Below are 19,907 nucleotides of genomic sequence, written 5' to 3' on the forward strand. Positions count from 1 at the left end.
GAGAATGTGAATCTACATATATTCAGAATTGTACCCGCTGCTCGCAACTGTGTATTGAGCAGATGAGACCTGCTTCCCCCTGAGAACCCAACTTACTGGGATAATGATTAAAACAATGGTAACCGTTTCATGTCCCCATGTTTATTTTTGTAGAACCATTTTCCACTGTTGGCATGTTTGTAGATCTCTACGCCTAGCATGTTAAGTTTATGGATATAGTTCAACACTCTTTTTCCTCCCTTATGAACCTTTTGACGATGAATGTCTAGTATGCTTACACAGAAATATTTTATTCATTCATTGTTTCCTTGCTCAGTCTATTCGTCCTGGTTGTTCAACTTTTTTATAAAAAAGGGAAGTAGGTGGGGGATGCAGGATTTGTAGAAGAGGGGTTTCTAAGACACGGATGGATGGCGTGGAGGTTATCAAATGAAAAATCTCTCGGTTGAGCTTATATTAAGAGGATGTCCAAAAAGTCCGTGTGCTCTCACGTATGAAACCATATCCTCGAAAAAGATCCCCCTTCGAATACGCTCTAAAAAAGGCTCCGCACAAAAAGGTGCGGAGCCTATATGCTATTAGAGGTTGCTCAGACAGCTTTCGGTTATTGTCCAGACTGATTTTGAGCCTGTTGTAGTTGTTGGCTTGCTTGCTGCAACTGTTGCTGGGCTTTTTGGATTTGTGGTTGTTGAGTGGGCTGAGCATTGGTTCCTGCTTGCTGCAATTGTTGCTCAGCCTGTTGCAGCTGCTGTTGAGCCTGCTGCATAGATTGAGGATCTGCCTGTTGAACGGCTTGTTGAACCGTTTGATCAGCTTGTTGAGCAGCCTGTTGAGCTTGTTGTAATGCTTGATCTTGCTGTTGTTGCGGGTTTTGTTGCTGTTGTGGATTTTGCTGATTTTGCTGAGGCATAAGTGACCTAGCTCCTTTCATATAGATCCCGCCTCTGTTTCCTCTTTTATGCCCACCTTGAGAGAAGACAGAAGCTGTATGAGTAAATTACCAAAGTTAAATGGAAGTTATTCATTCCAACGTTTTTTCTAAGACCTTTATTATATGGATGTCGTTCATTGTGACATTAACTTGGGTGAAGACTGCAGATCTTTTGTTAACCTGCTATTCCATTAATTGGAGAAAAAGTAAAAAAAGAAGGGTTTTTAGGATGCAACTAGAATGATATAGGGGAGATGAAATGGAAAAAGGCGTGGGAAACGAAGGTGACTCCAGGGTTAAGAAATATATGTAACAGGATGTTCACCAAGTCCGGGAAAAATGTCATGAATTGTAACAAAAGAAGGCACTTCAATTCTCGGGCTGAAATCATTGAATTATCAGTAAAATACAACTAAGAAATATCCCGTGTCAAAAATCATTTAATATCCAAGAATAAGCATAGTGTCCAAAACAATAGCTAAAAAAGGGGGAGGAGAAAAACGATGTTTAAAAATCAGGTGTCCCCACGGTGGGTACTCGTATCACTATTGCTCGGGGGCGTGGTTAGTTTTCAAATACAGCAAACCGTCGATTCAGAATCTGAACCCACAGCAAAGCAGGAGCTTGAGGCGGATTTACATGAAATTCTTAATGATCCCCGTTTGGAAAGTGCAGTATCGAGCGTACATGTCCGTTCTGCAGAATCCGGAGAGGAGATTTATGATTATCAAGGTCAAACGAGTCTCGGCCCCGCATCAGGGCAAAAAATATTGAGCGGTACTGCCGCCCTTGACGTGTTAGGACCGGAGTATACGTTCAATACAGGCGTCTACACAGAAGGACATCAAGTTGGAAGTATCCTAAGGGGGGATCTCTATCTAAAAGGAGAAGGGGATCCTACAATGCTTCCATCCGATTATGAGGACTTTGCAAAAGAACTTGCCGATCAAAATATTAAGCTCGTACAAGGCGATATTATCGCTGATGATACATTCTTTGATGATACACGTTTATCTCTTGACCTTTCCTGGTATAACCAAAGAAGACATACAGGTGCACAAGTTTCGGCATTGAGCGTGGCCCCTGACGCTTCACTTCTTTCCTCCGATGCGCTTGATCGTTACAATACAGGTTCGGTCTACATTGAAATTCATCCTGGAGATCATCCGGGGGATCAAGCTGAAATCGAAGTAACGCCTGATTCTGATTATTTCACCATCCATAATGAAGTGGAAACGGTTCAAGCGGATGATACGAGAAGTTTAACGGATTGGGGGCGTGAGCATGGGAGCAATGAGATTTTCTTTGAAGGTACAATACCGGTGGGTGATAACCCTCTCACCCAATATGTTGCGATTTGGGAGCCTACAGAATTAGCGCAGCAGATTTTTTATGATGCGTTGGAGGAGCATGGAATTCTGGTAACAGGTGATGCAGTGACGGGGATAACCCCCGACAATGCGAATGCTCTTGTGGAGAGAGAGTCCATGCCTTTAGAAGAGCTGTATTTTCCATTCATGAAATTGAGTCAAAACAATCATGCTGAACATTTAACCAAAACATTGGGCCGAGAGGTTCATGATGAAGGGAGTTGGGATGAAGGGCTTGAAGTCGTAGAGAATTACTTGGATGAAGCGGGCGTTGACACAGATATTCTCCAGTTGCGTGACGGTTCGGGAATGTCCCATCTAAATATGATTCCTGCCCAAGAAATGACGCATTTGCTCCATCATGTCCAGGAGGAAGACTGGTACGAAGTGTTTTATGAGTCGTTACCTTTGGTTGGGGAGGATGATGAAATGATAGGAGGTACACTGAACACGCGCATGCAGGGGACAGAAGCAGAAGGAAACGTGCGCGCGAAAACAGGGACGACAACTTCTAAAAGTTCACTTTCTGGTTATGTGACGACCCAGGATGACGAGGAATTCATATTTTCTGTCATTATTAATAACTTCACTGGTCATTCACCTAAAGATATTGAGGATGATATAGCGATTCGATTAGCAGAATTCTCTCGGGACTAGGTGTTCGCTTTCTAACGTGGACGGGTCATACAATGGTCAGCCTCGCATACGATAGATAAAAAAGGGGGGGTATGATGCGGTTCCGCTTAATTCTTTCACTGATGATCGCCGGTTTTCTCCTTTGGCATGCCTTTGACCAGTTTTCGATACAGGCAGGAGGACTAGGAGGCATTTTTGCTACTGCTTGGTTTGTATTTGCGCTGCTTGTCGTGGGCGGGAACCTCTCTGCCTTGTTACATGAGCGGCATAGGAAGAAAAGCGCTGCGATCGATACACGGACGATTCTTGAAAGTCGTCAGTCTGTGCAAACGCGCGAGCGTGTTCGAGCTTGATCCCATGCACTCTCCACCTTTATAATAGAAACAATAGGCGATTCGTGCGAAAACTTGGTGGTTAGCCAAGTTTTTTCATTGGCTGAAAATATTTTAAGGAGGTGACAAAATGTCAACGAAACACGAACAAATTCTGCAGCATATTACTCATCTAGGGATCGGTGAGAAAATCTCCGTCCGCCGGATTGCTAAATCCTTAAATGTGAGCGAAGGTACCGCTTATCGCGCCATCAAGGAGGCGGAAAACCAAGGGCTCGTTACGACGATCGAGCGTGTCGGAACGATCCGGGTTGAGAAGAAAAAAGAAAACTTCGAACATCTTACATTTGCTGAAGTGGTGAATATCGTGGATGGACAAGTCCTCGGCGGACGGGATGGCTTACATAAAACATTGCAGCGATTCGTCATCGGGGCAATGAAAATGGAAGCGATGATGCGCTACGTAGAACCCGGCAACTTACTTATAGTGGGAAATCGTTATCAAGTACACCAGCTGGCATTGGAGGCAGGAGCGGCAGTTTTAATTACGGGCGGCTTTGATACGAATGAAGAAACCATTGCATATGCCAATGAATATTCTCTTCCGGTCATTACCACAAGCTATGATACGTTTACTGTTGCCAGCATGATTAACCGTGCGATCTACGATCAATTGATTAAAAAAGAGATTGTCCTTGTCGAGGACATATTGATTCCACTTCAGGAAACGTATTTTCTAACGACCGAACATATGGTTGAACGCTGGCATCAACTAAATAGCGATACGAGTCACAGCCGTTTTCCAGTTGTAAGCAATGATATGAAGGTAAAAGGGATGGTTGCAGCAAAAGACATTTTGTCCATGAAAGAAAGTGCTCCGGTTGAGAAAGTCATGACGAAAGAACCCATTACAGTTAACGCTCATACCTCATTAGCATCAGCAGTACATGTGATGGTGTGGGAGGGGATTGAATTGCTCCCCGTTGTTGATGACCAGAGCCATCTGATCGGGGTTATTAGCCGGCAGGATGTATTAAAGGCACTACAGGTTGCTCATCGGCAGCCACATGTCGGGGATACGCTTGATGATGTGATCACCGGGCGTGTGGAAGAAGCGCCAATGGGATCGGTATATGACTATGTTTGCCATTTGTCGCCGCAAATGACGAATCCAATTGGAATGATTTCCTATGGGGTATTGTCGACGTTGGTAACAGAAGTAGGCAGCCGTCTGCTCCGCCGCCATCGAAAGGGAGATCTTGTCGTAGAAAATCTATCTCTTTATTTTTTGAAGCCAGTACAAATTGAGAGTAAAATTGAGATGAGAGGCAAAATCCTGGAAGTCAGCCGCAAGAGCGGAAAAGTCGACGTTGAATTGTTCTTTGAAGACGAACTTGTAGGCAAAGGGTTAATGATGGCGCAATTGTTAGAAAGATAATAGAAAAAAGCATGACCTAGGGATAGGACATGCTGCATTTTCATTCCGCACGTAGTGTTTCAGCTTCTTCTTTCGCAGCAGGGAGGATCATTCGGTACGATTTAATCCCGAATATCACGTAAACGAGCCCGAGTGCTGCGAAAATAAGCCCTACGATGAACTCAACGACACTAAATGGCGGGAGGACAAATAAGATCCCCGGAGCCAGAATAAATGCCCCGAGAGAGGTCATCGCTTTTGTTTGATACCATTGTTTAACAGCTTGACCAGAAACGCGGAATCTCTTAAATTTATAAAAAACATAAAGCGCTAATGCGATCGTCATGATTATAATCGCAACGACACCCATCACCATTCCTCCTTACAAGTCTAGTGTACCGTTTTTACAGCCTTAAAGAAAGCGTAAAGCAAAAGATGACAACAAAAAAGAGGAGCTAAAAAATGCAACAGGAACTATTTGATACAATAGCTGCCCATGAGCGTATTATTATTTGCCGTCACGAACGACCGGACCCGGACGCTATCGGTTCACAAGCCGGTCTTGCCAGGTTAATCGAAATCAATACTGGGAAAAAGGTAATGCTTGCCGGAGAAGAGGAACCTTCCCTTCGCTTTTTAGCGAGGATGGATCATATCGAGGATGCTGATTTTACGGAGTCGCTTGTTATCGTTTGTGACACAGCGAATACGGGACGGATTGATGATCAACGATACAAACTTGCGAAGGAGTTGTTTAAAGTTGATCATCACCCAGAAACTGATCTTTATTCCAAACTTGCCTGGGTAGATCAGTCCTTTAGTTCAACATCGGAGATGATTGTCCAGTGGTATATGCAAGTGGCAGCTGAACACGACTGGAAGCTCGATGACGAATGCGCCCGCCTTTTATACGCGGGGATCGTTGGAGATACGGGGCGTTTTATGCACCCGAATACGACCGCTCGCACGTTCGAAGCCGTTCAACTCCTATTTGAACGGACGTTTGACATCCGGGAGTTATTCAATGAAATGTATAAAAAACCCCTTTCGCTTTTACGTCTTGAGGGAGAGGTGCTCTCGAATTTTACGTTAAGTGAAAACGGGGTTGGAGTCATTACGTTGCATCAAGACCAACTTCAGCGATATCAAATCAGTGTGAATGAATCATCGGCACTTGTCCATTCCGTTTCCTCGGTTGAAGGGGTCGTTGCCTGGGTTACTTTTGTTGAACTGGAAGACGGGAGCTATCGGGTGAGGTTACGGTCAAAAGGGCCTGTAATTAACGAACTTGCCGCCCGTTTTCAAGGAGGCGGACATCCGCTCGCTGCGGGTGCTTCTGTGAAAAATGAAGAGGAGCAAAAGCAAGTCATAGAACAACTTGAGCAAATTTGTGCCGCTTATCATTCATAGAATTCAATCCTCCGAAACAGGTACAATCTCTACATGGAGTTCAAGCGTTCGATAGAGCGTCACTTGCTTGACAAGAAGATTATATTCATAGTCATTAGAAGGAAAGCGTTTATTTTCTATTGTACTGAGGAGAAGTTCACGATTTTCAGCAACGCTATCGACTTCTTGTTCTAATAGGTGTTCAAGCTCTTCGATCGCTTGTTGTTCGAGATCATAGAGCGCAAGCTCACTAAGGCGGCTCTCGTTTTCATTTTCGAAGATAATTGAGATCTCTTCAATAATAAAGGGGGATTCCCCTTCTTCGTTTGTTTCATTATTTTCCTCTTCCCGTTCCCTGAGCAGTTCAAGGTTGCCCTCCAGTTGATTAATGGTTAATTCATTTTTCCGAAGCTCAACTACCATATCTTCCTGGGTTTTGCCAAACTGATAAAGGAAGACGCACCAACCAATGAGGGCGCCAATGATTACACCTGCTAAAAATCTTTGCCAGCCGGGGCGGCGATAATAGGGCGGGATTCTCATGGATACATCTGTTCCTGTGTAATCCATTGAATAATCAGCGTTCCGGCGTTTGCTCCTGATAATGCGGCCAAAAGCATGCATACCGTTTTATAAATATCGATGTGTGTACCGTAAAATAGCCCGCGTTCCAGGCTGGTAATCGCATCAAAAGTCCCGCCAATTGCAGCAACAAGCGCCCAAATTTTTAAGCTGCCAGCTAGATCGTGGATCGTTGTGAGTGGCGGTTTCCCTATGATGAAAGCCCCAATTCCGCCGATAAGCGCCCCCCCTAAAACGACGCCAAAGGCAACGAAAAAATCAACAACCAATGTGGCAGCAAAATCCCGGTTAAACATAATGAATGCCCCTTTCTGTTGAAGCCAGCAAATTGCTCAACTGAGCAAGGACCGTCTTCTTTCATGTATAATCTACATTAGGCCAAGTTATGCTTATCTACTTTTAGAGGATGTTTAAAATACATGACGTGTGAGACCCGGTGCTAGCACTCTCTGAACGTCACACATACGTATGAGAAAGATCAGCTTTTTCCGTCGTGCGAGAATTTTACTTTCGAAATAACTTATGTCCTCCAATTTGCATAAACACTTTTAATCAAGGTGGGTTCCCCGTGGATGATTTTATTCATGTACAAGTGCGAAGTGAGTATAGTTTACTGACGAGCACGTGCCGCATTGACGAACTCATTGACCAAGCGGCTTCTCTCGGTTTTTCTGCGCTTGCGCTCACAGATCGAAATGTCATGTACGGCACTCACAAGTTTTTCGAACGCTGCAAACAAAAAGGGATCAAGCCGCTCCTTGGCTTGGAATTAGATGTCCAATTTCAAAACGGAACCACTGGGTTGTTTCTTTTACAAGCCATCAATCTTAAGGGATATCAACAATTGCTGAGGTTGTCGTCGCATGCCCAATCTACGCCGGCATCTGGTGTACAGGCTGACTTTTTTTACCAACATTGCAGTGATGTGATGATCATTCTCCCGGAGAAAACCAGCTTTCTTGCGCATGTGCTGCAAAAAGAGGGAAGGGAAGCAGCGAGGGAAGCGGTCCGTGAGCTGAAGGAGAAGTTGGGGGATGAAGAACGGTTGTATGCCGGCTGCCTACCGCCCTATGTACTGGAGGATGCAGAGCATCGGGATTGGGTGACGTTTATCGAGGATGTCAATATAAAACGTGTGGCTTGCGGCAATGTTGCTTTTTTAAAAGAGGAGGATGAAAAGTGGAGGCGTTGTTTAGAAGCGATTCGCTCTAATCGTCCTATTGAAAAGGTAAGTCCGTTGGAATGGCAAGAAGAAAATCATCTTTTTTCCAAATCCTTTGCGAGCGAGGCATGGGCAAAGGATGAAAAAGCACGCTTAAATACAGTCGATATTGCCCGTCGATGTACCGTTGATCTCCATCAATTAAAAACAACGCTTCCATCATTTGAGGAGAATGCAAAAGATAAATTAAGGTCGCTATGTTTTCAAGGTGCCACCGAACGCTATGGGAAAATGACCGACGAAGTGGCCCAGCGTTTACATCATGAACTTGGTGTTATTTCAAAAATTGGTTTTGAGGATTATTTTCTTATCGTTTGGGATTTTATGGATTATGCCAGAAAGGCGGGAATATTAACGGGGCCTGGAAGAGGGTCGGCAGCTGGATCGATCGTTGCTTACTGTCTTTACATAACCGATGTTGATCCACTTGCTTTCGGCCTTTTGTTTGAACGATTTTTAAACGAATCGCGTTCCTCTTCATTGCCGGATATTGATATTGACTTTCCTGACCACCGCCGTGAAGAAATCATTTCGTATGTCCGTAATAAATACGGCTCTCAACACGTGGGTCAAATTATCACCTTTGGTACATTTGGAGGACGTGCAGCACTGAGGGATGCTGGAAAGGCGTTGGGGACACCGCAAAAGCTTCTTGAGAGAATTCTGCGCATGCTTCCCCCATCCAGTCAATTTTCATCACTAACAGAATATCGAAAGAAAGATGAAAAGCTGCTGGAATTGTTAGGTGAAAACGACCTTGCGTATACACTCTTTCAATATGCTGAAGCCATCGAAGGTCTCCCCCGGCATACGTCATTGCATGCGGCTGGGGTGGTCTTTAGTAAGAAGCCGATATCAGAGCTGATCCCTACGGTTCAGGGACAATTAACTGAAGTCACACAATTTCCCATGGGTGATTTAGAAGCCTATGGTTTGTTAAAAATCGATTTTCTTGGTTTGAGAAACCTGACACTATTGGAACATCTTCGTGATCGAATCAAAGATAAATATAACGTAAACGTTAACCCGAAGTTCATTCCTATTAAAGATCCGAAAACGTTCCGCATGCTCGCAGCGGGTGAAACGACCGGAATTTTCCAATTTGAATCGACGGGAATGCAACAAGTGTTGAAAAAATTGCAACCGACGACATTTGAAGATTTAGTAGCGGTAAATGCCCTCTATCGACCGGGGCCGATGCGGCAAATCGATGTGTATATTGATGGCAAGCATGGACGTAGGATGATTCAATATGTTCATCCCGATCTAAAACCGATTCTTTCATCCACCTATGGAGTTATGGTGTATCAAGAACAAATTATGCAAGTAGCTGCTCAAATCGCCGGGTATTCGCTTTCGCAAGCCGATTTACTCCGTAGAGCCGTAAGTAAGAAGGATCGAGCAGAGCTGGAAAAAGAAAAATCCACGTTCATTGCGGGGGCCTTGAAAAATGGTTACCATCAGGCGACGGCGGAACAAATTTATTCCTGGATTTTACGTTTCGCCGAATATGGATTTAATCGCAGCCACGCGGTGGCCTACAGTTTTATTGCTTATCAGTTGGCGTATGTCAAAGCGCATTACCCACTTGTTTTTTTCTCTGCCTATATGAATATGGTAGAGAATGACAACGAACGATTGAATCGAGCCATGAGAGAAATCAAGCAGCAAGACTTTAAGATGTATCCACCATCGATTAACAAGAGTACTGATCACTTTGGGATTGAGGAAAATGGCTTGCGATTTCCCTTGCAAATCATCGCTGGTGTCGGCCGCCAAATGACAAAACAGATCATCAAGGAAAGAAAGAATGAGGCTTTTACAAGTTTTATCCAATTCTGTGAACGTACCGCACATTTATCGATTCATCACCGTATGCTCACGAATCTCGTTAAAGCAGGTACGTTTGATGAGCTTCATAGCGACCGGGCAATGCTGCTCGCTTCTATCGACCGTGCCCTTGAGTTTGTCGATTTTCATAAAGATTTAGGACAACTATTTCAGCAGGGCACTGGTGATTTCCGCTATGCTGACGCGACCCCTTTGCGTTTGGAAGAACGTTATTCCTTCGAGAAAGAAGTGACGAACTTTTACATGAGTGGCCACCCGCTTGATCAATACACAGATATTATAAACATGCGTGACGCTCTTGCTATCGTCGATGTAGAGAGTGCTCCTGTTAACCAACACATTTGGATCATCGGCTTTATTGACTATGTTAAGCAAATCCGTACGAAAAACGGGCAAACGATGGCCTTCCTGCAACTAAGCGATGAGAGTGCTGTGTGCGAGGTCGTCTTATTCCCGGACGTTTATCGAAAAGTAAACCCATTATTGCAAGAACACTATTATGCATTTGTATGCGGGAAACGAACGGTCGATCAGTATGGGAATAAAGTGATCGCAGAAACTTTGCACCCTGTGGAAAGGGCTCAAGAAGACGCAAAAACCGCCCTCTATATTAAATTAGAAGATACCTCTGATACAGCTGTACAAGTTAGGAAGCTGAAAGGTATGCTTCAGAAACAGCCCGGTTTTTCCCAAGTACGAGTGTTTAACGAAACAAAACAACGATTATACGCGTTAGATGACCACTACCGCGTACACATTAACGATGAGCTTCGTGCTAACTTAAAGCGGTTTTTCGGTGAAGAAAATGTGGCTGAACAAGCGATTTGAGCATACCCAGGTTGATGTTTGGAGCTCTGTAATGTAATCCTAATAAGAATAAATAGACAATAGAATTGTGAATCTGAGACGAAAAAGGGTGAATGGCTTGGTCGTCTTTGTTATACTATCAGAAAGTACAAACGATCTTGATAGTTGAAAACGAACTGGAAACTGCACAAACCATGGATTGAATCAAAAGGAGCGTGGACATATTGGCTACTACACGAGAAGAAGCGTTACATCTCCATAGACTTAAAAAAGGGAAACTAGAATCTAAAGCAAAAATTCCAGTTCGGAATACTCGTGATCTCAGTCTGGCTTATTCACCCGGGGTTGCTGAACCATGTAAAGAAATTTTTGATGATCCCCAAAAAGTATTTGACTATACAATGAAAAGTAATATGGTGGCTGTCGTATCAAATGGGAGCGCTGTGTTAGGATTAGGCAACATAGGGGCAGATGCATCTTTACCTGTTATGGAAGGGAAGGCGGTTCTATTTAAATCTTTCGCTGGTGTTGATGCATTCCCCATTTGTTTAGATACATCTGATAACGAGAAAATCATTGAAACCGTTAAATTAATGGAGCCATCATTTGGCGGGGTGAACCTTGAAGATATCGCTGCCCCGCATTGCTTCATCATTGAAGAACGTTTGAAGAAAGAGACGAACATCCCTGTGTTCCACGATGATCAACATGGCACGGCAATTGTTACCCTCGCCGGACTGATCAACGCTTTGAAGGAAACAGGTAAAAACCTTTCTGATATTAAAGTCGTTTTAAATGGTGCAGGCGCTGCGGGGATTGCGATTATTAAACTTCTAAAGAGCATGGGTGTACGCGAAATGATTATGTGTGATACCCGTGGTGCTATTTATGAAGGAAGACAAACTGGGATGAACGATGTTAAGGAAAACGTAGCAAAAGTCACCAACCTTGCGAAAAAAGAGGGGTCATTATCGGAAGTGATCGAAGGAGCCGATGTCTTTATCGGGGTTTCTGTAGAAGGAGCTTTGACCAAAGAAATGGTTGCGTCTATGAGTGATAATCCGATTATTTTCGCAATGGCAAACCCAGTTCCGGAAATTATGCCTGAAGATGCCAAGGCAGTCGGCGCAAGTGTGATCGGAACTGGACGTTCAGATTTTCCAAATCAGGTTAATAATGTGCTTGCCTTTCCGGGAATCTTCAGGGGGGCGCTCGATGTCAATGCTACACATATTAATGAAGAAATGAAACGGGCGGCCGTGTACGCGATTGCAGACCTGATTGCTGACGAGGAGAGGTCCGCCGATTACGTCATCCCCGCTCCGTTCGATCCGCGAGTAGCCCCTGCAGTGGCAGCCGCAGTGGCGAAAACGGCGATGGAAACGGGCGTGGCCCGAAAAAATGCCGACCCCGCTGAAATTGCTGAGCGTACACGTAGAGAAGCTTTAATTGAAGAAGAATAAACATCGCTCGATAGCGATCGTCGGTGAAGGCGATCGCTTTTTCAAGGGATAGATGCCACGTTTTGTGAAAAAAGAGGTGAGGATTTTGTTTAGGGACTTGTTTTCCAAAAAAAGGAAGTATGCAACAATTCCTTCAGAACGTACGCAGCCAACGAAGATGAACGAGGGAGTCATGACAAAATGTCCCAACTGTAAGACCATCGTGTATTCCCGTGAGCTGAAGAAGCAGTTAAACGTTTGTTCTGAATGTGGACATCATTTTCGTATGACGGCCCACGAGCGTATTCAAAGTATCGTTGACTTCGGTACATTCAAGGAAATGGATGCGGCTATGTTCTCAGGCAACCCTTTAGATTTTCCTGAGTATGAGGAAAAGCTGAACCGAGACCAACAGAAAACCGGTTTAAATGAAGCGGTTGTGACGGGTGAAGGGGAGATCGAAGGTTATCCAGTCGTTCTCGGAGTGATGGACGCCCGTTTTCGGATGGGAAGTATGGGGGCTGTCGTTGGGGAGAAAATATCAAAGGCTATTTTGCAGGCTGAGGAAAAGAGAGCACCCCTGATCTTATTTAGTGCTTCGGGTGGGGCGCGGATGCAAGAAGGTGTGATCAGTCTTATGCAAATGGCGAAAACAAGTGTTGCTTTGGAACGATTAGATGAAGCGAGGGTTCCATTTATCTCGATCATGACCCACCCAACTACGGGCGGGGTGTCGGCGAGCTTTGCATCCCTCGGAGATTATAATTTTGCAGAACCGGGAGCCCTGATTGGTTTTGCTGGGAGAAGGATTATTGAACAAACGATTCGGGAAGAACTCCCTGATGATTTCCAGACTGCAGAATTTCTATTAAAGCATGGACAGCTGGATCGTGTCATTCACCGCTCGGAGTTAAAAGCTACGCTTATTAAGGTTCTAAAAATGCATGCCCGTACACCGGATGAGGAAGGAGGCCAACGATGAGCCAAAACCTCCCTTTCGAAAAACCAGTAGTAGAACTGCAAAATAAAATTAATGAATTGAAGAATTTTACAGAGGAAAAGGATATCAATCTTGAAGAAGAAATCACCCATCTTGAGACGCGTCTGCAAGAGTTAGAGGAACAAATTTACGATCAATTAAATCCGTGGGAACGTGTGCAAATCGCCCGGCATGCTGAACGTCCAACAACATTAGATTATATTGATTACTTGTTCACCGATTTTATTGAACTCCACGGAGATCGTCTGTACGGGGATGACGAAGCCATCGTCGGCGGGATTGCAAATTATAAAGGGCGACCGGTGACAGTCATTGGTCATCAAAGAGGGCGAAATACGAAAGAAAATATTCGCCGGAGCTTTGGAAGTCCTCATCCGGAAGGATACAGAAAAGCTTTACGTTTAATGAAGCAGGCGGATAAATTTGGGCGCCCTATCATTTGTTTGATTGATACGAAAGGAGCATTTCCTGGGAAAGCGGCGGAAGAACGGGGTCAAAGTGAAGCGATTGCCCGTAACTTATTGGAAATGGCAAGTTTTCGTGTACCGTCTATAGGCGTTGTTATTGGAGAGGGCGGGAGTGGTGGTGCGCTTGCTCTTGGCCTTTGTAACCATATGTACATGCTTGAGAACTCGACGTACTCTGTCATTTCTCCGGAAGGGGCGGCTGCTATTCTTTGGAAAGATGCTTCCCAAGCTAAGCATGCTGCTGAGACGATGCGCATTACTGCACCTGACTTGAACGAATTAGGTATTATTGACGGGGTTATCCCGGAAATTCGCGGGGGCGCTCATTATGATATAGAAAAACAGGCTGGATTTATTGACCAAACGCTTGAAAGCAGCCTTAAAACGCTTGAACGTTTAACAGCAGAGGAATTAAAACAACAGCGTTTTAAGAAGTATAATGCTATCGGCAATCTAGAAATATAAGCGGGATGTGGAGGGATCACCATATGAAAAACATAGGTATCTTAACAAGCGGGGGCGACTCTCCGGGAATGAATGCGGCGATTCGTGCGGTTGTGCGAAAAGCGATTTATCATGACTTGCGGGTTTGGGGGATTAACTACGGCTACGCCGGGCTCCTTGGGAATGATATTCATCCTTTGGAAATTGGTGATGTAGGTGATATCATCCATCGCGGGGGTACGAAGCTTTACACGGCTAGGTGTGAGGAATTCAAGACAAAGGAAGGACAAGCGAAAGCTGTGGAGAATTTGGAGGCAGCTGGTATTGAAGCACTTATCGTTGTTGGCGGAGACGGTTCTTTTCGGGGAGCTCAAGAGCTAACGAAACTGGGGTATCCAACCATTGGCGTTCCGGGGACGATTGATAATGACGTACCGGGCACTGAATTTACAATTGGATTTGACACTGCCTTGAATACAGTCATCGATGCCATCGATAAAATACGTGACACAGCGACTTCCCATGAAAGGACATACGTGATAGAAGTAATGGGACGGGATGCGGGTGATCTTGCCCTCTGGTCTGGTCTTGCAGATGGTGCGGAAACGATTCTCATCCCTGAGCAGCCTCATGATATGGAAGATATCGTTCACCGACTCAAAAGAGGAAGTAAGCGAGGGAAAAAGCATAGTATTATCATTGTAGCAGAAGGAGCTGCAAACGGGGTCGAATTCGGCCGCGAGGTTCAGGAAAAGACAGGTTTTGAAACAAGGGTCACGGTCCTCGGGCACATTCAGCGAGGAGGATCCCCTACGGCTTTTGATCGTGTTCTTGCTAGTCGCCTTGCTGCGCGAGCGGTGGAATTGTTAATTGATGGGAATGCCGGGCGGATGGTCGGAATTGTAAATAACCAAATTATCCATAAACCGATTGATGAAGCACTACAAGAACCACACCGTGTTGATGAAACCATGTACCATTTGTCTCAAGAACTGTCAATATAACTCTCAGAGGAGGTCAATCATGAGAAAAACAAAAATCGTTGCTACCATTGGGCCAGCTTCGGAGGACAAAGAGACGCTCACAAAATTGATTGATGCAGGCATGAACGTGGCTCGCCTAAATTTTTCCCATGGAGATCATGATGAACACCGGGCGAGGATCCAGTCCATACGTGAAGCAGCCGCTGAATCGGGGAAAGAAGTGTCCATCCTACTCGATACGAAGGGCCCTGAGATCCGCACATATGAAATGGAAAATGGAGAAATAGAATTACGTAAGGGAGCGTCTCTAAGGGTTACTGGAGAAGATATGCTTGGCAATGAAGAGCGAATTGGCGTTACATACCAAGACCTAGCAAACGATTTGGAGCCTGGAAATGTCATCCTGCTTGATGATGGGTTAATCGGTTTACAAGTGGAATCTATTAAAGGCAAAGATGTTTTAACGACGGTGATGAATGATGGCAAGCTGAAAAATAAAAAAGGCGTCAACCTGCCGAAAGTAAAGGTGAACCTGCCGGGGATGACGGATAAAGACGCTGCGGATATTCGTTTTGGTATTGAAGAAGATATCGATTTTATCGCAGCATCTTTCGTTCGCAGGGCGTCAGATGTATTTGAAATTCGGGAATTGCTGGAAGCCCATGATGCTGGTGATATTCAAATTATCCCTAAAATCGAAAATGAAGAAGGGGTCGAGAATATCGCGGAAATTCTGGAAGTATCCGATGGGTTAATGGTCGCAAGAGGCGATTTGGGTGTTGAAATCCCGCCCGAAGAAGTGCCTCTTGTCCAAAAGACACTCATTGGCCATAGCAATACGCTTGCAAAACCGGTGATTACAGCCACACAAATGCTGGAATCGATGACACGTAATCCACGCCCGACACGAGCAGAAGCAAGCGATGTGGCCAATGCCATCTTTGATGGCACAGATGCCATTATGCTATCGGGAGAGACAGCTGCCGGAGATTACCCGGATGAAGCCGTTAAGACAATGAGCCGGATTGCATTGAAGGCAGAATCGGCGTTAAACTATGAGGAAATGCTAAATAATCGTACGCGGGAAAGTCGAACGACGATTACCAATTCGATTAGCCAATCCGTCTCCCGAACTGCTTTAAGCTTAAATACCTCTGCAATTCTTTCAGCGACTGAAAGCGGGTATACCGCTCGCCTTGTCTCCAAATATCGCCCTAAATCAAAAATCATTGCTGTTACAAGTGATATACGAGTGCTCAGGCGCTTGAACCTTGTGTGGGGCGTGCTTCCACTTTTGGGAGATAAAGCCTCAACGACAGATGAGATGTTCGATATCACTGTAAGTGAGGCACTAAAAAGCGGCGAAACGGAACACGGTGATCTTGTTGTCATTACAGCAGGTGTACCTGTAGGTGAATCTGGAACAACAAACATTATGAAGGTTCATGTCATTGGAGAAGTAGCCGCTAAAGGACAAGGGATTGGAAGGGCCACAGCATCTGGGAATGTAGTGGTTGCTCACTCTGCTCAAGAGGCAGATGATAAGATGAAAGCTGGAGATATTTTGGTTGCTCCTAGCACAGATAAGGATATGATGGATGCATTTGAACAAGCATCAGCGGTCATTACTGAAGAAGGTGGATTGACTTGTCATGCCGCTGTTGTCGGTTTGACACTTGGTATCCCTGTCGTTGTTGGAGTAGAGAACGCGATTGAACTCTTTGAAGATGGGGAAGAAGTAACGGTAGATAGCTCACGTGGTGATATCTATAAAGGACATGCCAGCGTCCTTTAGAAATGAGAAGAGGAGGGCGAAATGTTGGCAAGATTACTCGTATTACTCTTGCTCGCTGTCCCGATTATTGAGATTGCAGTTATTTGGTTGGTCGGAAGAGCCATTGGCTTCTGGCCAACTATGCTCCTCATGCTGCTTACAAGTGTGATTGGTGTTTGGTTAACGAGAAGAGAAGGGAGACAAACGTGGCAAGTCTTGCAGCTACAATTGCAGAACCGGCAAACACCTACAGGGGTTGCGCTTGATGGAATATGTATTCTGTTTGGCGGCTTTTTACTCGTGGCTCCGGGTTTTATTTCTGACGTTATTGGGTTTCTATTAATTTTACCGTTTACGCGAACGTACATTAAAGGATTTGTTCGTTATTTTTTCAATAAAGTTTTGATCAATAAAAACATCATGATCATCCGCCGTTAGATCGGTGGAGATCCGCGAATATAGCGACGCAAGAGACAAAATATCATGGATCCTTATCATTTACCATTCATGCCTGTAAAACAGGTGATTACCAGTATTTTAAAGAAAAGAAATATAGGTATTCGTTCACAAAAGCTAAAAAAATGTTTATAATAGAAGATGTTGAAAAAACCGGAAAACCGTTGAGCATTGTGACTCTTGGATGATTGAATGCTTTTCACAAGTGACGGGTAGGGTAGTGGAAAGTTCCGGCATTCCCCTTTGACAGCACGGTTAATTTCGGTCATAACAGCTACAGAAGTTTGTCCCTGAAATTGGGACAGGCCGTTACAGTCAGTAGATACTTTTTAAGGAGCACAAGGTTTACACAAAAAAACCTTGTCAACGGATTCGCTGTTGAAAAGGAGAGGTTGTAATGAGTAATACTCGAGGCTTAGAAGGTGTAGTTGCTACGACATCGAGTGTGAGTTCAATTATTGATGATGTCCTCACCTATCAGGGTTATCAAATTGATGATCTTGCCAATTATTCATCTTTTGAAGAAGTTGTTTATCTGCTATGGAATAGTAAACTCCCGAACAAGGCAGAGCTTGAGGAATTTTCTACAAACTTAATCAAAAATATGACAGTACCAAATGAGATTTTTGATTACATGAAATTGTATCCGATTGCTGATGTTCATCCCATGGCTGCGTTGAGAACAGCGATTTCCCAACTTGGTCTTTATGATCATGAAGCCAATGAAGTGGATGCCGATACAGCTAAACGAATTGCTTTACGGCTGCAGGCAAAAATCGCAACGATTGTCACCGGCTTTGCAAGAATTCGCAACGGTAAAGAACCGGTTGAGCCGAAAGAAGGCTTAAGTTTCGCCGCTAACTTCCTTTACATGCTAAATGGGGAAGAACCAAAGGATACGGAAATTGATGCGATTAATAAAGCGCTCGTGTTGCATGCTGACCATGAGTTAAATGCATCTACATTTACAGCACGTGTTTGTGTAGCAACGCTTTCTGATTTCTATTCAGGAATTACATCTGCTATCGGCGCCTTAAAAGGGCCACTGCACGGCGGTGCAAATGAACGCGTAATGGCAATGTTAAGTGAGATCGGGGAAGTCAGCAATGTTGACGAGTATATCCAAAAAATGTTCGACAAAAAAGAAAAAATCATGGGATTTGGACACCGAGTCTACAAGAGTGGAGATCCGCGAGCTAAACATCTTCGTGATATGTCCTACAAGTTAACAAACATTACAGGTGAAACGAAATGGTATGATATTTCCGTTGCTGTCGAAGAAAAAGTGACCAAGGAAAAGGGATTACCGCCAAATGTAGATTTCTATTCAGCATCCGTCTATCACAGCCTAGGGATTGATCATGATCTATTTACTCCGATTTTTGCTGTGAGCCGAGTGTCAGGTTGGAACGCACATATTTTGGAACAATATGCAGACAATCGCCTGATTCGTCCGCGTGCTGAATATGTTGGCCCGAATACACAAAAGTATATTCCACTCAACGACCGTGACTAATTTTATCTAGGAGGAATTGATGATGTCTAACAAGATTACTGTAAACAACGGAGCATTGAACGTACCGGATAACCCTGTGATTCCTTATATTGAAGGAGATGGCACGGGCCCTGACATTTGGGCAGCTGCTTCTCGTGTGATTGATGCAGCGGTAGAAAAAGCTTATGACGGCAAGAAAAAGATCGATTGGAAAGAAATTCTTGTTGGAGGTAAGTCTTACGACAAAACAGGAGAATGGCTGCCTGATGAGTCGTTAGAAACAATTCGTGAATACTTAATTGCCATTAAAGGGCCGCTTACTACCCCTATTGGCGGCGGCATTCGCTCCCTTAACGTGGCGCTTCGTCAAAAGCTTGATCTTTATACGTGTCTACGCCCAGTACGTCATTATACAGGGGTGCCTTCCCCGGTTAAACGCCCTGAAGAAGTCGACATGGCCATTTTCCGTGAGAATACTGAAGACATTTATGCTGGTATCGAGTTCCAGGAAGGAACAGATGAAGCGAAGAAAGTGATTGACTTCATTCAAAATGAAATGGGATCCGAAAATATCCGCTTCCCGGAAACATCTGGAATTGGCATTAAGCCTATTTCAAAAGAAGGAACGGAGCGTCTCGTTCGCTCTGCGATTCAGTATGCCATTAATGAAAATCGAAAAAGCGTAACACTTGTTCACAAAGGAAACATCATGAAATTTACAGAAGGCTCGTTCAAGGCTTGGGGCTATGACCTTGCCCACCGTGAATTCGGCGATAAAGTGTTTACCTGGCATCAATACGATGAAATCGTCGAAAAAGAGGGTAAGGAAGCAGCGAACAAAGCTCAAGACGAAGCTGAAGCCGCGGGTAAAATTATCGTGAAAGATTCGATTGCTGATATTTTCCTTCAGCAAATTCTCACCCGTCCAAAAGAACATGAAGTGGTCGCTACAATGAACTTAAACGGGGACTATATTTCGGATGCCCTAGCTGCCCAAGTTGGCGGGATCGGAATCGCCCCTGGCGCGAACATTAATTATGATACTGGACATGCCATTTTCGAAGCAACGCATGGAACAGCTCCTAAATATGCAGGACAAGACAAAGTGAATCCATCATCTCTTATTCTTTCCGGAGAGCTTTTGCTTCGTCACCTCGGGTGGCATGAAGCGGCTGAACTAATTACTCAATCCATGGATGCTACCATCGGAAGCAAAGTTGTAACGTATGATTTTGCACGTCTCATGGACAATTCCCAAGAAGTAAAATGCTCCGGATTCGCTGATGAACTCATCAAGAACATGTAAGAA

General features: G+C 44.5%; 17 protein-coding genes. 13 read left to right on the top strand and 4 right to left on the bottom strand.

Going from position 1 to position 19,907, the window contains the following annotated elements; all coding sequences use genetic code 11:
• Positions 1 to 604: 604 nt before the first annotated feature.
• Positions 605 to 910 (bottom strand): hypothetical protein, encoded by a 306-nt coding sequence (locus HNR44_RS00570; RefSeq protein ID WP_184402193.1) that lies wholly within the window; start codon positions 908 to 910, stop codon positions 605 to 607.
• A 524-nt stretch (positions 911 to 1,434) separates the two neighbouring features.
• On the opposite strand from HNR44_RS00570, the gene dacB reads away from it, so the two are divergent.
• The 3 genes from dacB (at position 1,435) to HNR44_RS00585 (ending at position 4,707) form a co-directional block, all read left to right on the top strand.
• Positions 1,435 to 2,958, top strand: a complete 1,524-nt coding sequence (gene dacB, locus HNR44_RS00575; protein ID WP_184402194.1) for a D-alanyl-D-alanine carboxypeptidase/D-alanyl-D-alanine endopeptidase — start codon at positions 1,435 to 1,437, stop codon at positions 2,956 to 2,958.
• A gap of 71 nt (positions 2,959 to 3,029) precedes the next feature.
• Positions 3,030 to 3,290 carry a hypothetical protein gene (locus HNR44_RS00580; protein ID WP_184402195.1) on the top strand — a complete coding sequence of 87 codons (261 nt, stop codon included), beginning with the start codon at positions 3,030 to 3,032 and terminating at the stop codon, positions 3,288 to 3,290.
• Positions 3,291 to 3,399: 109 nt separating this feature from the next.
• Positions 3,400 to 4,707 (top strand): DRTGG domain-containing protein, encoded by a 1,308-nt coding sequence (locus tag HNR44_RS00585; protein WP_184402196.1) that lies wholly within the window; start codon positions 3,400 to 3,402, stop codon positions 4,705 to 4,707.
• A 40-nt stretch (positions 4,708 to 4,747) separates the two neighbouring features.
• Here HNR44_RS00585 and HNR44_RS00590 read toward each other — a convergent pair whose 3' ends face one another.
• Positions 4,748 to 5,056, bottom strand: a complete 309-nt coding sequence (locus tag HNR44_RS00590; protein WP_184402197.1) for a YtpI family protein — start codon at positions 5,054 to 5,056, stop codon at positions 4,748 to 4,750.
• A 92-nt stretch (positions 5,057 to 5,148) separates the two neighbouring features.
• Here HNR44_RS00590 and HNR44_RS00595 point away from each other — a divergent pair, with 92 nt between their 5' ends.
• On the top strand, positions 5,149 to 6,096 hold the full coding sequence (locus tag HNR44_RS00595) for a DHH family phosphoesterase (RefSeq protein ID WP_184402198.1): 948 nt from the start codon (positions 5,149 to 5,151) through the stop codon (positions 6,094 to 6,096).
• A gap of 3 nt (positions 6,097 to 6,099) precedes the next feature.
• Here the strand turns inward: HNR44_RS00595 and ytrI are convergent, their stop codons facing one another.
• Together ytrI and ytrH are read right to left on the bottom strand one after the other, a co-directional pair.
• Positions 6,100 to 6,645 carry a sporulation membrane protein YtrI gene (gene ytrI / locus HNR44_RS00600; protein WP_246406884.1) on the bottom strand — a complete coding sequence of 182 codons (546 nt, stop codon included), beginning with the start codon at positions 6,643 to 6,645 and terminating at the stop codon, positions 6,100 to 6,102.
• Positions 6,615 to 6,953: a sporulation membrane protein YtrH gene (gene ytrH / locus HNR44_RS00605; protein WP_184402199.1), complete on the bottom strand. Its 339-nt coding sequence runs from the start codon at positions 6,951 to 6,953 to the stop codon at positions 6,615 to 6,617. The genes ytrI and ytrH overlap by 31 nt, the downstream gene beginning before the upstream one ends.
• Before the next feature lie 272 nt (positions 6,954 to 7,225).
• Between ytrH and dnaE the strand changes: the two genes are divergently transcribed.
• The 9 genes from dnaE (at position 7,226) to icd (ending at position 19,904) form a co-directional block, all read left to right on the top strand.
• On the top strand, positions 7,226 to 10,558 hold the full coding sequence (dnaE, locus tag HNR44_RS00610) for a DNA polymerase III subunit alpha (RefSeq protein WP_184402200.1): 3,333 nt from the start codon (positions 7,226 to 7,228) through the stop codon (positions 10,556 to 10,558).
• A gap of 203 nt (positions 10,559 to 10,761) precedes the next feature.
• The gene (gene ystJ / locus HNR44_RS00615; RefSeq protein WP_184402201.1) at positions 10,762 to 12,000 is read left to right on the top strand and encodes an NADP-dependent malic enzyme; all 1,239 of its coding nucleotides are present in this window, start codon (positions 10,762 to 10,764) and stop codon (positions 11,998 to 12,000) included.
• Between the two features lie 85 nt (positions 12,001 to 12,085).
• Positions 12,086 to 12,961, top strand: coding sequence for an acetyl-CoA carboxylase, carboxyltransferase subunit beta (accD, locus tag HNR44_RS00620; RefSeq protein WP_184402202.1), 876 nt, complete (start codon positions 12,086 to 12,088; stop codon positions 12,959 to 12,961).
• Positions 12,958 to 13,911: an acetyl-CoA carboxylase carboxyl transferase subunit alpha gene (gene accA / locus HNR44_RS00625; protein ID WP_184402203.1), complete on the top strand. Its 954-nt coding sequence runs from the start codon at positions 12,958 to 12,960 to the stop codon at positions 13,909 to 13,911. Before accD ends, accA begins: the two co-directional genes overlap by 4 nt.
• A 23-nt stretch (positions 13,912 to 13,934) precedes the next feature.
• Complete coding sequence (gene pfkA, locus HNR44_RS00630) at positions 13,935 to 14,894, top strand: 6-phosphofructokinase (RefSeq protein WP_184402204.1); 960 nt, start codon at positions 13,935 to 13,937, stop codon at positions 14,892 to 14,894.
• A 19-nt stretch (positions 14,895 to 14,913) separates the two neighbouring features.
• On the top strand, positions 14,914 to 16,668 hold the full coding sequence (pyk, locus tag HNR44_RS00635) for a pyruvate kinase (protein ID WP_184402205.1): 1,755 nt from the start codon (positions 14,914 to 14,916) through the stop codon (positions 16,666 to 16,668).
• Positions 16,669 to 16,689: 21 nt separating this feature from the next.
• Positions 16,690 to 17,085, top strand: coding sequence for an FxsA family protein (locus tag HNR44_RS00640; protein WP_246406886.1), 396 nt, complete (start codon positions 16,690 to 16,692; stop codon positions 17,083 to 17,085).
• A gap of 415 nt (positions 17,086 to 17,500) precedes the next feature.
• Positions 17,501 to 18,619: a citrate synthase gene (citZ, locus tag HNR44_RS00645; RefSeq protein WP_184402206.1), complete on the top strand. Its 1,119-nt coding sequence runs from the start codon at positions 17,501 to 17,503 to the stop codon at positions 18,617 to 18,619.
• Between the two features lie 19 nt (positions 18,620 to 18,638).
• Complete coding sequence (gene icd / locus HNR44_RS00650) at positions 18,639 to 19,904, top strand: NADP-dependent isocitrate dehydrogenase (protein ID WP_184402207.1); 1,266 nt, start codon at positions 18,639 to 18,641, stop codon at positions 19,902 to 19,904.
• Positions 19,905 to 19,907: the final 3 nt, after the last annotated feature.

The organism is Geomicrobium halophilum (assembly GCF_014207655.1).
In the GTDB taxonomy this organism is placed as follows: domain Bacteria; phylum Bacillota; class Bacilli; order Bacillales; family Marinococcaceae; genus Geomicrobium; species Geomicrobium halophilum.

Excerpts from the sequence above, each read along its gene's own strand:
- pfkA (WP_184402204.1), top strand. The coding sequence starts at position 13,935 with ATGAAAAACATAGGTATCTTAACAAGCGGGGGCGACTCTCCGGGAATG.
- HNR44_RS00640 (WP_246406886.1), top strand. The coding sequence starts at position 16,690 with ATGTTGGCAAGATTACTCGTATTACTCTTGCTCGCTGTCCCGATTATT.
- HNR44_RS00595 (WP_184402198.1), top strand. The coding sequence starts at position 5,149 with ATGCAACAGGAACTATTTGATACAATAGCTGCCCATGAGCGTATTATT.
- ytrI (WP_246406884.1), bottom strand. The coding sequence starts at position 6,645 with ATGGATTACACAGGAACAGATGTATCCATGAGAATCCCGCCCTATTAT.
- HNR44_RS00580 (WP_184402195.1), top strand. The coding sequence starts at position 3,030 with ATGATGCGGTTCCGCTTAATTCTTTCACTGATGATCGCCGGTTTTCTC.
- citZ (WP_184402206.1), top strand. The coding sequence starts at position 17,501 with ATGAGTAATACTCGAGGCTTAGAAGGTGTAGTTGCTACGACATCGAGT.
- accA (WP_184402203.1), top strand. The coding sequence starts at position 12,958 with ATGAGCCAAAACCTCCCTTTCGAAAAACCAGTAGTAGAACTGCAAAAT.
- dacB (WP_184402194.1), top strand. The coding sequence starts at position 1,435 with ATGTTTAAAAATCAGGTGTCCCCACGGTGGGTACTCGTATCACTATTG.
- icd (WP_184402207.1), top strand. The coding sequence starts at position 18,639 with ATGATGTCTAACAAGATTACTGTAAACAACGGAGCATTGAACGTACCG.
- HNR44_RS00585 (WP_184402196.1), top strand. The coding sequence starts at position 3,400 with ATGTCAACGAAACACGAACAAATTCTGCAGCATATTACTCATCTAGGG.
- HNR44_RS00590 (WP_184402197.1), bottom strand. The coding sequence starts at position 5,056 with ATGGGTGTCGTTGCGATTATAATCATGACGATCGCATTAGCGCTTTAT.
- ytrH (WP_184402199.1), bottom strand. The coding sequence starts at position 6,953 with ATGTTTAACCGGGATTTTGCTGCCACATTGGTTGTTGATTTTTTCGTT.
- HNR44_RS00570 (WP_184402193.1), bottom strand. The coding sequence starts at position 910 with ATGCCTCAGCAAAATCAGCAAAATCCACAACAGCAACAAAACCCGCAA.
- pyk (WP_184402205.1), top strand. The coding sequence starts at position 14,914 with ATGAGAAAAACAAAAATCGTTGCTACCATTGGGCCAGCTTCGGAGGAC.